The organism is bacterium, assembly GCA_024228115.1.
GTDB lineage: Bacteria > Myxococcota_A > UBA9160 > UBA9160 > UBA6930.
The window spans coordinates 1-12,826 of record JAAETT010000093.1; the positions used below are offsets into that span (position 1 = coordinate 1).

The following is a 12,826-nucleotide window of genomic DNA, read 5'->3' on the forward strand; positions in this document are numbered from 1 at the left end:
CACTACCTCGCGGCTCTCGATCGCGAACTCGACACCGATCCGACCGACACCGATTCGCCGTTCTGACGAGAAACCAGCACTCGCGCGCGACCACGGCTAGATGATCAGATTTCTACGGTTTCTCGTGATCGCCAACAGTCCGAGGCCGAGTTCCGCCTGGGCACGCAGGATGAGGGCGGTAGCGTGCCGGGGGGAGCCCGGAGGAATCCGCTCACTCGCCGTGCGCGCCAGGCTCGGGTTGCCGAGCCGCAGGGCGACCAAGGCCATCGCGATCCCCAGGTCGGCGTCGCCTGGATATTTTTCCGACGCGGATTCGAGCAGCCACATGGCTCGGGGTGTTTCACCCGCCAGTACCAGCAACTCGGCCATCTCGACCGCTCGGGCGGCGTTGCCCGGCACCTCGCTGCCGAGTTCCGCTGCGGCGCGGCGAGCCGCCATCCGGTCGCCTCGTTGGAGCGCCTCGGGGACCGCCTTCCGGGCCGTTTCGAGCTTCTCCTCATCGTCGGCCTGGCATGAGAGGAGGAGGGCAAGAGGAAGGATGAAGAGCGCAAGACGCCGGAGGGTTCGCATGAGGTGCAGCATACGGTTCTCGAATCGGTTGGGCCGGGCGCCCGCTTGACGCGGTAGATTCCGTGTGGGCACAGACAGGAAGGCTGACGGAACGATGCGGCTCTATACCTACCACCGCTCCTCCGCGAGCTACCGCGTACGCATTGCCCTCGAGTGGAAGGGCCTCGCCCGCGAAGACATCTATGTGGATCTCAGCCGGGGCGAACAATTGGCTCCCGAGTTCCTGGCGGAGAACCCGAATGGCCGAGTCCCTTTTCTGATCGATGGCGATGTTCGGCTCGGTCAGGCCCTTGCGATCCTGGAGTATCTGGAGGAGTGCCATCCGGAACGGCCCTTGCTCCCGAAATCTCCCGCAGCCCGGGCTCACGTGCGTGAATTGGCTCTCTTGATCGTGGCCGACACCCAGCCGCTGCAGAACACCGGTCCGTTCACGTATCTGGCAGACCCTCTTGGCGTGACCGACCCCGACCGCTTCCGCTGGTACCGGCACTGGGTTTCGAGGGGTCTCGGTGTTTTCGAACGCATGCTGGCCGCAAGCTCCGAAACCGGCCAGTTCTGTGCTGGTGACGAGCCCAGCTTGGCGGATGTCTGCGTCGTTCCCCAGGTCGTCAACTGGATGCGAAACAGTGGAGGGGATCTCGCCGATTGGCCGACCCTCGCTCGCATCTTCAATGCCTGCCAGGGCCTCGATGCGTTTCAGCGCGCGGCTCCCGAACGTCAAGGGGATGCACCTGATTCGTAGGCAAGCTGCCGAGAGCGTTCAGGAAAGTCGCTTCGCGGCCTTCGCGAAGTCGGCCGCGGCTTCGCACCTCTTCGGACGGTTCTGCTCTGGACCGCCAATCCAGATGGAGCCCCCCAGTCCAGCGGCAGCAGCGGCTTCGCCGTCGCGGGCACTGTCGCCAATCATCCACGAGTCCAAGAGCGCGGCGCCGAGTTCGTCGCGTGCTCGTTCGAGGAGACCCGGGGCAGGCTTGCGGCAGGAACAGCCGTCGTTCGGCGCGTGGGGGCAGTGAAAAGTCGCTTCGATGCGGACACCCTGCGCCGCCAGATCATCGATCAAGTGCTTCTGGAAGGCTTGAAAATCCTGCTCCTCGAAGAAGCCGCGGCCGATGCCGCTCTGGTTCGTGACGATGGCCAGCTTCCATCCCGCCGCTTGCAGCTGCCGAAGCCCGTCGACCACGCCAGGCAGCAGCTCATAATCGTCGATGCAGTGGACGTAGCCTGGATCGCGCACCAGTGTGCCGTCCCGATCGAGAAAGACGAAACGATTCATGAACGGAGGCTATCACGCAGCTCCTGGAGATCGTGTGACCGATCGCCCGCAGGGATCCCGGCGAAACGCTGATGCAGGTACGCCTCTGTGATGCGAGCGAATGCAGGCCCCGCGGAGGCGGGCGCTGCGTCTTCGACGTGGAGCAGGAAACCCCGCGCTGTGGTGGCCGGGCTTCGCTTGAAGCCCTTGCGCGCGAGCAGGCTGAGCGCGCGGGCGTAGAATGCAGGCAGTTCGGGAACGCTTCGGTGACGAATGCGGAAGACGCCCACGATCGCCAGAAGCCCAGCGCCGACGGCGAGCCAGAACCCGAGGGGCAGGCGCGGCAAGCCGGAGGATGGGGTGGCCTCCGGCAAGGCGGCGCTGGCGCGACCCGTGTCGCGCCAGCGGTGCCACGCCAGCCAGGCCTTGCGGAGCACGCGGCCCTGGCTGTTCCGATCGAAATCGACGATCCGGAACCACCACAATTCGGCCGCACTACTCAGGCTCGCCAGCCAGCGTTCGCCGCGTAGCGCGGCCGCACCTGCCATTCGAAGCCCGGCGGGCGTCGGGTCATAGCGGACCCAGCCGGCTTGCTGGTAGTGGATCTCGACCCAGGTATGGGCATCGGATTGAGTCACTTCGAGGAAGCCGCCAATTGGATTGCCGACGCCCCCCGCAAAACCATTCACGAGACGTGCGGGCAGCCCCGCACTGCGGGCGAGTACGACCATCGAGCTTGCGAAGTACTCGCAGTGGCCTTCCGTTCGTTCCAGAAGAAAAGACTCGACGGGCGAACGGATACCGTTTCCGTGGCTGGGGACGTCGTTCGTGTACCGGCCCTGGCTCCGAAGGTGGCGTTCGAGCGCGGCCGCGCGGTCCGCATCGGTCGTCGCATCCGCAACCAGCTCCAACGCGAGCTCGGCCACCGCGGGGTCGAGCTTTGGGAGCTGCAGGTAACGCTCGCCCGCTTCGACCGGGGGCACGGCGGCGTCACCCCCCAGCTGCATATGCTCCGGCGTTCGGACATCGGCGGCTACCTGGTAGTCGACGCGATCCCCCGCGGTACGCATTCCGTACAGCGAGCCACCGGCGTCGTGTTGCAGGCGGCCCACATCCCCGCGAACGACCGTGGCCAATCCGGGTGAGAAGATCACGCCCGTTGCGAGCTTCTCTCGCGTGATGCGTTGGCGGATCTGATCGCCGAGCCGGCGAACCCCGAGATCCAGCCCGATCTCGGTGTCTCCCTTGATCGAGGCTCGCTCGGAGGGCGTGATCGCCCAACGGTGTCCATCGAAGTGATCGAACGCCAGGCCTCGCCAATAGCGATCCTGAGGCGAGGGAAGAGCCCCGTCGATCGGCTCGACCCGCAGCACGACTTCCGGATCCATCCGGATTCGTCCCAGATCGCCCAGCTCCACGTTCTCCGAGAAGCCCGCGACCGCCATCGGAGAGCCGATCCCTGTCGAGACCAGCGATCCCGAACGAATGCGGGGCAGCATCGGGAAGAGGAACACGGCGAGGAGAATCGAGAGCAGGCTGGCAAAGGTGGTCGTGCGCAGGAGAGGGCCGGAGATCGCACGCTGGGCGGCCTGGGGCTCTCCCATTTCGAGCGCCTCGGCCCGCAAGGTGTGCACCGTGAGGGTCCAGACCGTCGCCATCGTGAAGAGGATCAGCAACGGGGGGAAAGCAAGATGATCGGTGAGGTTCGCCGCAAGGATGACCTGGAACACGGACAGGGCCACGAGCAGGAACTCGGATCGCCTGGCGCGGGCATCGAGGAGCTGGAGCCCCTGGGCAAGCACCGCAAAATGGGCGAGCGCAACGACCGCGAGCCCGCTTCGCATCAGGTTTCCAGCCACGAAGAGACACGCGATCAATCCTGCGTTCAAGAGGATGCGATTCTCTTGCCACGCATAGCGACGATCTTGTTGCCAGGCCGTGAACGCAATGCATGCCACCGTCACGCCCAGCACCACGGGCGAGATCTGCTCGGTGATCGCGAGGGTGAGCGTCGCAAGCGCGACCATCACCACGGCCGACCGCGGCCGGGGGGAAGTCGAATGTTCGCGGAATTCGGTGCGGCTCACGCGGCGTGCCCGGCGCTCTCAGCGCAGCCTGGTTGAACCTGGGCAAGCAGCCTCAGCATTTCTCGCCGTGCTTGCTCGCCATCGCGCGGGAGCAGGAAGTGATCGTCGGTGCGCAGGCCCACCCGCCAGCCCTCGGCCATGTGGCGCAGGATCTGGCCGGTCGCCCGGCTGACTTCGGCTTCGAAGGCGGGGCCGGGCGTTGCCCCTGCGGTTGCGAGGGTTACCACGAGTTCGGGCCTGTCTTCCTGTTCGCGATCGCGTACCAGGAGGCTGGATGCCTTGAGGCTATGGGGCCAGTGGACACGTCGGAAGCTGTCGCCGGGGGCATAGCTGCGCACGCCCGCCGCCTCCGGGCTGTCACCGGCTCGGCTCGAACTGCGTTCGCCGCGAGCCTCGCTGTTGACATTGCCTTCCGCGAGCTGTCCTTGCGGGGCGGGTTCCGGATAGACGAGCACCGTCTGCGGACCCTCGAAGACGGCGGCCTTCACGAACAAACCGAAGGGGAACCGTGTCCAGACGCGGAAACCCGCGAAGCTCATCTCTCCTCGGCGCTCGGGGATCCAGCGGGTGATACGTGAGATGGCGGCTTCCCCAGGAATGAAGAAGAAGAACGCGCGCGTGGCGGGCGACGTCTGGAAGAGATCGAAGCCGGCGAGATCCTCGACGACGATTGCGTAGCTCGGCACGCGGCGTTTCTTGTTGCGTACCTCGTATGCGATGGTGGCCGGGGTGCCGGCGAAGATTTCCCGCGGCAGCTTTCGGCGCACGCTGAGATGGCGCAATGCGGCCTCAGAGAACACGCCGGAAAGCACGAGGAAACCGAGCATGACCGAGAGGACCATGTAGAGCAGGTTGTTGCCGGTGTTGAGCGAGGCAAAGCCGACACCCAGCGTCAGCGCGAAGAAGCTCCAGCCCGCGCGGGTGGGCTTGAGCGATCGGGGCGGGCGAAGGCTGCGGCGCAGGCGCCAACCGAGGCTCGCTCGGCCTTTCTTCACAGCGGAACCGGCACCCGCTCGAGGATCTCCTGCAGGATCCACCGGGCTTCCTCGGAAGATGCACCTGCCTGCGCGTGGGCATCGAAGACCAGGCGATGGGCAAGGACGTCCGACGCGAGTTCTTTCACGTCCTCCGGGATGGCGAAATCACGGCCATCGACCAGCGCGTGCGCCTGGGCCGCGTGGCGAAGCGCGAGGGCAGCGCGCGTCGATGCGCCAATGCGCACCGCTTCGTGCTCACGGGTCTCGGCAACGATCGCCAGGAGGTAGGCGACCAGCGCATCATCGAATTTCACGCGCCCGGCACAGGCGCGAAGCGCCAAGAGCTGGGCTGGCGTGATCACGGCTTCGAGCTGGGGCAGGGCGGTCACGGCCGGATCGTCACGCAGCACGGCGGCTTCGTCTTCCGGTGACGGATACCCGATCGAGATGCGTGCATGAAAACGGTCGAGTTGCGATTCGGGCAACGCATGCGTTCCCGCGTGCTCGGCGGGATTCTGTGTCGCCACCACGAAGAAGGGCTGGGGGAGAGGGTGGAGCTCGCCGTCCACCGTGACGTGCCCCTCGGCCATCGCCTCCAGCAAGGCCGATTGGGTCTTGGGGCTGGCCCGATTGATCTCGTCCGCGAGGACGACATGGGCGAACAACGGGCCTGGGTGGAAGACGAGCGCGCCCGTGGGGCGGCCTTCCGCGATTTCAGGCAGGGCAGCGCCAATCACGTCGCTCGGGAGGAGATCGCTCGTGAACTGGATGCGCCGGAAACTCCCGGCGACGCTCCGGGCCAGAGCCGCGGCAAGCGTCGTCTTGCCCACTCCCGGGACATCCTCGAGGAGCAGGTGCCCCCCAGCGATCAGGGTCTCCACCGCGCGTTCGACCACGTGGGGCTTGCCGCGCAGCGCGCGCTCGCAGTTCGCGTGCAATGCAGCCGCCAACTGCGCGGCAGCTGTGGCTTCCAGAGGTCGGGACTGGGGGTTCTCCAAATGGGCCTCGCGCGCTCTCCGCTACCTTCGGCAGGTTTGAGCAGCTACGTGAGCGTTACGGTGGAGGGCGGTAGCCAGGATGCCCGCGAGCGCGCCCTCGCCCTGGGAGTGGCGGCCGGCGCCCTGGGTGCCGAGGAACGCAACGGCCCTCCGCCCTCGCTGATCATGTTCGTGGGCGCGGAGGACGGGGAAGCCGTGGAGGCTGCCCTGCGCGACGCCCTTGGTGAGGAGCTGCACATCGGGGTTCCCGTACCCATCGCGGAAGTGGCCTGGAGTGAAGCCTGGAAGGAGGGGCTCGAGCCCATCGTCGTGAGCCCGCGGCTGGCGGTTACTCCCTCGTTCGTTCCCTTTGAACCCTCGCCGGGCCAGATCGCTCTTGTGATCGATCCGGGCCAGGCTTTCGGCACGGGAGGCCATGCCTCTACCCGGCTCGCCCTCGACCTGCTGGACGCGTTGCCCCAGGCGGCGATCGCAGAGCAGCGGGTGCTCGACGTGGGCTGCGGTACCGGTGTGCTCGCGTTGGCCGCGCTGGGCCTCGGAGCGAAGCAGGCCGTGGCCCTGGATCTCGATCCGTTGGCGACCGAGGCCACCTGGGAAAATGCGGCTCGCAACCGTCTCACGGCTGGATTGAGCGTGTGGACAGGCCCGATCGAGGGGCTGGGAGAGAGGCCCTTCGATCTGGTGTTGGCCAATATGATCCGGGCGGAGCTCTTCCCGCTTTTGGAGGCGATTCGCGCCCGTTGCAGCGCAGGAGGGCGGGTGATCCTCTCGGGCCTTCTCGACGAGGAACAGGCCCTTGTGGACGAGGCATTGGCGGGGGTCGGCCTCGAAGCCGTGGAGAGCCGGCGGCATCAAGATGCGCTCGGTGATCATTGGCTGGCAATTTCTTGCATTACTATATCCGGATAGAGTAATGTATTCGGATGCTGCCGCATTCGATCGAGCTGATCCCCCGCACGGAGGCCTCTCTCCAGGCCGATCTGCAGCGAATTCGCGAGTGTCTCCCCGGCTTCGACACGGTCAACATCCCGGATCTGCCCCGGTTCCGATTGCGAAGCTGGGAGGCCTGCCGGACGGCTCTGGGCCGTGTCAACCGCGCCATCCCGCACCTCCGGGCGATGGATGTCGATTTGATGGGCGCCGAGCACGCGCCGCTCTCGTTGGATCTCCTGAAGCAGCACCTGGTCGAGGCCAATCTCGAAGAGGTCATCATCGTGCAGGGCGACACCCCGGACGGCCGAGCTCCGGCCGGCGGGACCACGAGCGTCCAACTCATCCGAGCCCTGCGCGAGACCTTGCCTGGCCTCACCATCTACGCGGCGCTCGATCCCTACCGCGCGAGCCCCTCACGTGAGTGCGCCTATGCAAGAGAGAAACGCGAGGCCGGTGCAGACGGCTTCTTCACCCAGCCGTTCTTCGATCTGCGATACCAGGACGTCTGGGCAGATCTGCTCGCGGGCGAGCGTGTCTACTGGGGCGTATCTCCAGTCATGGCGGCCTCCACACGACGCTACTGGGAGCGACGCAACCTCGCCTTCCTGCCACGAGATTTCGAGCCCACCCTGGCCTGGAACCGACGTTATGCCGAGCATGCGATGGCCTGGGCTGCCGAATGCGAGGCTTCGCTGTATTTCATGCCCATCCGCGTGGACCTTGTCGAGATCCTGGGCGGGCTCACGGAAGGCAGCTGATTCTTCGGCCGTGGGTTCGGCCTAGGAAGAGGCCAACGCGCCCCGCCAGCTTTCGAGCAAGCGCCCCAACGTGTCGTCCAGATCGCGCTTGGGAGCCCAACCTGTGGTGGCTCGCAGCCGATCGGCACAGCCAACGCTCCGATCCGAAGCATCTTGCGCCTCCGCCGACACCCTGAGCTCTGCTTCCGCCGTGCTTTGGGCAAGCAACCGCTCGAAGATCTCGCGAATGCGCAGCCCGCGGCCGCTCGCCACGTTGTACACCCCCGGCGGCATCTCGGGTGAGAGCAGCAAGGCATAGGCGTCGATCACATCCTCGACATCCAGGAAATCGCGGGTGCCTTCGACGTTCCACGCCTCGACCACCGGCTCTTGCATGCCGCGCTCGATGGCTGCGAGCTGCTTGGCCAGCTTTGCCTCCACGAAATCCTCCCGCCGCCCCGGCCCGGTGTGGTTGAACGGCCGAACCCGAACCAGATCCAGGCCAGTTTCCGCGGCCTGGTAGGCAGCCAGGCGATCCCCCGCCGCCTTGCTCCAACCGTAGGCGCCGCGCGGCCGAAGCGGCGCCGATTCATCGAACGACTCATGCTCGGCCAAGCCCGTGCCATAGATCAGGCCTGACGTCACCAACAACAACCGCGCACCAGGCACATGCGCCCGCATCGCCCCGAGCACGCAACCCACGCCGCCGTAGTTGATCCGAAAGATCTCCGCCGGGTCGTCATCTGGATTTCGCGTTGCCGAAATGGCAGCGAGATGGACGATCGCTTCTGGCGCGACCTCCGCCACGAGCCCGCCAATTGCCGCTCCATCCGCGACATCCACTTCGAGATCACAACCGATCGTCTCGTGGCCGTCCGCTTCCAGCCGAGGCAGGAGGAGACGGCCAACCAGGCCGCGGGCTCCGGTGACGAGGATGCGCATGGGCGGAGGCTGACAGAGCCGGTGCGGGGAAGCCACTGGCCGTGGAGATGAACTGAGGCGACACAAACGCTACTCATCCAAGACGAGGCATCCGACCTCATCCATCGCCCATTGATCTATCGCTTTCTCGACTTCGAACTGGACGATTCCGAACTCCGGATACGTCGCGACGGCAACGTGGTTGCCGTGGAGCCTCGCGTTCTGGCTCTGATCATCCGTCTCGTAGAGCAACGGGATCGGATCGTGGCTCGAGATGAACTCCTCGAGAGGGTCTGGGAGGGGGGCCACGTCTCGGATCATGTCCTTTCCCAGGCGCTCTACGCGGCACGGCGCGTGCTTGGAGATACAGCGAAGGAGCCACGGCTGATCGAGACCGTGCGCGGAAGGGGCGTGAAGTTCATAGCCCCTGTGAGCTTGGATGCCGCGGCAGCGGCTCAGGGTTCCCCGTTCGTGGGGCGGGCAGGGGAAATGGAAACACTTCTATCCCTGCTTCACGAAGCTCGTGAAGGGCGCCCGAAGTTCGCGCTGATCCGCGGAGAGCCCGGTGCGGGGAAGACACGGCTGTGGAGCGAGTTTGCGACGAGCGCCCGTGAACGCGGGCATTCGGTGGTGGTCGGTCGGTGCTCCGAAGAGCCAGGTGCCCCCGCGTTGTGGCCGTGGATCCAGATGGCGAGGGGCCTACGGGATTTTGCGACTGTGCTGGGGGAAACACAACTCTCGGAGGCCGCCGAGGCTTGGCTTCATCGGCCCGGCCAGCCAAGCGGGTCGGCTCGTGGGATCGAGCCCACCCACTTTGGAGCGATGGACATGACCTCTGAGTTGTGGCGGGAGGCGGCTGCGCGTATTCCGATTGTTCTGGTGATCGACGATCTCCACAGGGCCGACGATGCTTCATTTCGGCAACTCGTCTTCTTGTGCGAAGAGATGAGGCCGTGTCCCATCTTCGTCCTGGCCGCCTATCGCACAAGCGAAGTGGAATGGCCCCCCGAGCGCCTCGAGGCCTTACGGTGCTTGGAGCGGCAGGCGGAGATCATCGATGCCGCACCCCTGGACGCGCGAGCGGCACGAACCCTGGCGGACGAGATGTCTGGTGAACTCGACGTCGCACGATTCGATCGGATCTATCAGCTGTCCGGCGGAAATCCGCTCTTTCTCACCCAACTCCTCTCGCAGCCGGCCTCGTCCGAAAATCCGGAGCTCCCCACCAGCGCGGTGGTCGCGGCCGAGGCGCGCGTCGACCTTCTCCCGGAACGGTGCCAGCAGACGCTCGCTGTGGCATCGGTCTTCGGACGAGAGTTCTCGATCGCCCAGGTCTCATCCGTGCTCGATCGTTCCGAGAGTGAAACGCTCGAAGACCTCGGGCTGGCGGAAGATGCATCCCTCGTACATTCGCGGAACTCTGCTGGCGGGTACGCGCGCTTCTCTCACGCTCTGGTTCGCGATGCCATCTACGGTCGACTCGGCCCAAGCAGGAAGACGGAGTTTCACTACCTGGTCGCGAAGACGTTGGAAGAGTTCGGCGTGGGAGAGAAGCAATCGTCGGAATTGGCGTATCACTACGTCGAAGCCATCTCCCTTTCAGGTGCCGAACCAGGCACGGAGTATTCAGCCTTCGCGGGCCACGAGGCGCTCTCGAGAGGGGCTTTCTCGGAGGCCGCGTTCCACTGCAGACGTGCGCTTTCCCTGATCCGCGAGCACGATGTGTGCCGCAACCTTGAGCCACGGGCCGCGATCGACCTCGCGGCAGCTCTCAAGGCGATGGGGCAGAAGGAAGAAGCGAGAACGAACATCCTCGAGGCCATGACGATCGCCGAGCAGGCAGGCGATTGGCGGATCGGCTGCGAGGCATCATTGATGGTCGCCTCGGGCGTGGCCTCGATCGAGGCAGGCAGGGTCGATGAGGTTGCCGTCTCAGTAATCCGGCGTTCCCTGACCCATGTTCCGGCGGATGCCCACGCGGAGCGCTCACGCCTCCTCGCCCGCCTCGCGATGACGCTGTATTGGGAGCCCGGCTCTCTGAGCGAGCGGGAAGAGCTGCTCGAAGCTGCGGAACAGGCGGCCCAAGGCGCTGGAGACCGCAGCTCCAGGTTGTTCGTCGACCTCTTCCGAGTTGCTGCCCTGTGGCAACCAAGAGATGTTCGGACACGCCTGAACGCCGTGTCCGGATTGGCGGCCGCAGCAGCCGACGCGGGAGACGCACAGATCGAGACCGTTGCGCGAATCTTCCGCATTTCCACGTTGGCCGAGTTGGGCCAGAGGGCCCAGCGTGAACGCGAGATCGCTCGTCTAGAAACCCTCGTCCAAAAGCCGGGGGCTCCCGAGAGCCGTTGGTACCCCGCGCTCTACAAGGCAAGCCTGGCGCTGGATGAGGGAAACTGGCTTGAGATGGAACGCATGACAAAGGAAATGGCGCGGCTCGGAGAGCCGTACGATGACGCCAATCTGACACAAAGCTGCGAAGGGCTGGGTGTCTTGAAGGCGTTCCATTTTGGGCAGTTTCGCGACGTACTTCCCGGCATGTCGAGGATGCTCGAAGATTTTCCTGCCTTCGCGATCTGGCGAGCGGGTCGGGCGCTGTTCGCGGAACGGGCAGGGGAAACGAGCCTGGCAATGCTCGACTATCGAGCGATGGGCGCCGCTGTCGCCGATCACGCTGAGGACAATGTGTGGCTCTGTGTGCTGACATACATTGCCGAGGCTTCCCTCGGGCTGGGAATCAAAGAAGACGGACCTAGATTTCGCGAGCGCCTCCAGCCCTACCTGGGACAGCGGCCTACAGCGGGCTACGGGGTATTCACATGGGGAATTGTCGGTCGCGTGGTTGGACGGCTCTACTCTTCAGAGGGCGAGTACATGGCTGCAATTACTTGTTTGGAAGAGGCAGCGGAGGCCGACAGCCGAGCAAGCTGCATCGTATGGCGAGCGTACACGTTGACCGACCTTGCCCGAGCAAGGCTAGAGACTGGGCTCCGAACCGAAATCTCGCAGGCCAAGGCAGAGCTTCGTGAAGCAGGTGAGATCGCATCTAGCCTCGGTTTGGTGGCAGTCTCGAAGTCTGTACTGGAGATTGGTGGTGGGCTGCCAGGTTGAACCCGCGATCCCGGAAATGGCGCGATGTCCCGGAGCCCGACCTTGACCTAGACTCTGCCAGCGGCAGCTCCGCGTGAAGCTGCGGCGGAGGAAATGGCGGAATGATCATCGGAGTCTCCGGCCTGTACGCGGCCGGAAAAGGGGAGGTCGTCTCCTTCCTTCAAGGTTGCAGCTTCTCGGCGTGGTCTCTTTCGGACGTGATCCGCAAAGAACTCGCTCGCAAGGGGTTGAAGGAGACTCGAGAGCTGATGATCGAAACCGGCACGGCTCTTCGGGAGACGGAAGGGCCAAGCGCGCTGGCGCGTCGCCTCATGGGTTTCCTGGAGCCGAACCACAACTACGTGATCGATTCGATCCGTCACCCGGCAGAGGTCGAGGTGCTCCGGGAACTGGCTTCAGATTTTCGCCTTCTATGGATCGATGCAGACGAAGAGATCCGATTTCGGCGAATGCGAGATCGAAACCGCCAAGGTGATCCGGAGACGTTGGCAGAGTTGCGCCGCTTGGAAGGTTCCGAACTCGTAAGCGAGGACCCGGCTGGCCAGCAGCTGCTCGCGGTCCGTGAACTTGCCGACCATACCATCCGAAACGACGGCGAACTCGATGGCCTGCAGGGAGCGGTTCAAGGCCTCCTTCGCGACAACCTCTTCTTCGAGCGTCCAGGCTGGGATGAGTATTTCATGAGTATCGCCCGAGTCGTGGCATCTCGGAGCAACTGTGTAAAGCGAAAGGTGGCTGCAGTCTTGACGATCGACAAGCGGATCGTCGCTACTGGATACAACGGTACGCCACGGGGAACCACCAACTGCAATGAGGGTGGCTGCCCCCGCTGCAACAGCTTTGGTCCTGGCGGTTCAGACCTCGGCGAGTGTGTCTGCTCCCACGCCGAAGAGAACGCGATCACGCAAAGCGCCTATCACGGAGTTAGTGTGCGTGGCGCCACTCTCTACTCGACACTATGCCCATGCCTAATGTGCACAAAGATGATGATCAACGCGGGGATCGCGGAAGTCGTGTTCAGTGCTGAGTATCCGCTCGGGCATGTCTCGGTCGGGCTGCTCCGCGAAGCGGGCGTAAAGGTTCGACAGTTGGATCAGCCGCACTAGCCTGAACTATGCACGAAAGTTGGCTGAGAAGCTGGCTTTCCAATGTTTCAGCGTGCCGCGCGGCGATTGACGCTGACGGATCTCGTTTTGGGTGGTCGATGCCCATTCCGTGGCGCGAATGCGGAGTGTGCTTC

At 64.7% G+C, this 12,826-nt stretch carries 11 protein-coding genes; 5 read left to right on the forward strand and 6 right to left on the reverse strand.

Going from position 1 to position 12,826, the window contains the following annotated elements:
* Positions 1–96 precede the first annotated feature (96 nt).
* Entirely contained in the window at positions 97–570 is a 474-nt protein-coding gene (locus GY937_04965) for a hypothetical protein (GenBank protein ID MCP5056062.1), read from the reverse strand.
* A gap of 94 nt (positions 571–664) precedes the next feature.
* Between GY937_04965 and maiA the strand changes: the two genes are divergently transcribed.
* Positions 665–1,312, forward strand: a complete 648-nt coding sequence (maiA, locus tag GY937_04970; protein ID MCP5056063.1) for a maleylacetoacetate isomerase — start codon at positions 665–667, stop codon at positions 1,310–1,312.
* Between the two features lie 18 nt (positions 1,313–1,330).
* Here maiA and GY937_04975 read toward each other — a convergent pair whose 3' ends face one another.
* Genes GY937_04975 through GY937_04990 form a run of 4 tightly spaced genes read right to left on the reverse strand, consistent with a single transcriptional unit; the run spans position 1,331 to position 5,860 of the window.
* On the reverse strand, positions 1,331–1,843 hold the full coding sequence (locus tag GY937_04975) for an HAD family hydrolase (protein ID MCP5056064.1): 513 nt from the start codon (positions 1,841–1,843) through the stop codon (positions 1,331–1,333).
* Complete coding sequence (locus GY937_04980; GenBank protein MCP5056065.1) at positions 1,840–3,909, reverse strand: DUF3488 domain-containing protein; 2,070 nt, start codon at positions 3,907–3,909, stop codon at positions 1,840–1,842. The genes GY937_04975 and GY937_04980 overlap by 4 nt, the downstream gene beginning before the upstream one ends.
* The gene (locus tag GY937_04985) at positions 3,906–4,946 is read right to left on the reverse strand and encodes a DUF58 domain-containing protein (GenBank protein MCP5056066.1); all 1,041 of its coding nucleotides are present in this window, start codon (positions 4,944–4,946) and stop codon (positions 3,906–3,908) included. Before GY937_04985 ends, GY937_04980 begins: the two co-directional genes overlap by 4 nt.
* A complete protein-coding gene (locus GY937_04990; GenBank protein ID MCP5056067.1) occupies positions 4,901–5,860 on the reverse strand; it encodes a MoxR family ATPase in 960 nt (319 codons plus the stop codon). The genes GY937_04985 and GY937_04990 overlap by 46 nt, the downstream gene beginning before the upstream one ends.
* Before the next feature lie 60 nt (positions 5,861–5,920).
* Between GY937_04990 and GY937_04995 the strand changes: the two genes are divergently transcribed.
* A complete protein-coding gene (locus GY937_04995; GenBank protein ID MCP5056068.1) occupies positions 5,921–6,793 on the forward strand; it encodes a methyltransferase in 873 nt (290 codons plus the stop codon).
* Between the two features lie 14 nt (positions 6,794–6,807).
* Positions 6,808–7,575 carry a methylenetetrahydrofolate reductase gene (locus GY937_05000; protein ID MCP5056069.1) on the forward strand — a complete coding sequence of 256 codons (768 nt, stop codon included), beginning with the start codon at positions 6,808–6,810 and terminating at the stop codon, positions 7,573–7,575.
* A gap of 21 nt (positions 7,576–7,596) precedes the next feature.
* Here the strand turns inward: GY937_05000 and GY937_05005 are convergent, their stop codons facing one another.
* Positions 7,597–8,496 carry an NAD-dependent epimerase/dehydratase family protein gene (locus GY937_05005; protein ID MCP5056070.1) on the reverse strand — a complete coding sequence of 300 codons (900 nt, stop codon included), beginning with the start codon at positions 8,494–8,496 and terminating at the stop codon, positions 7,597–7,599.
* A gap of 111 nt (positions 8,497–8,607) precedes the next feature.
* Here GY937_05005 and GY937_05010 point away from each other — a divergent pair, with 111 nt between their 5' ends.
* Positions 8,608–11,586, forward strand: coding sequence for an AAA family ATPase (locus GY937_05010; protein MCP5056071.1), 2,979 nt, complete (start codon positions 8,608–8,610; stop codon positions 11,584–11,586).
* A 101-nt stretch (positions 11,587–11,687) separates the two neighbouring features.
* Entirely contained in the window at positions 11,688–12,692 is a 1,005-nt protein-coding gene (locus GY937_05015; protein MCP5056072.1) for an AAA family ATPase, read from the forward strand.
* Positions 12,693–12,826: the final 134 nt, after the last annotated feature.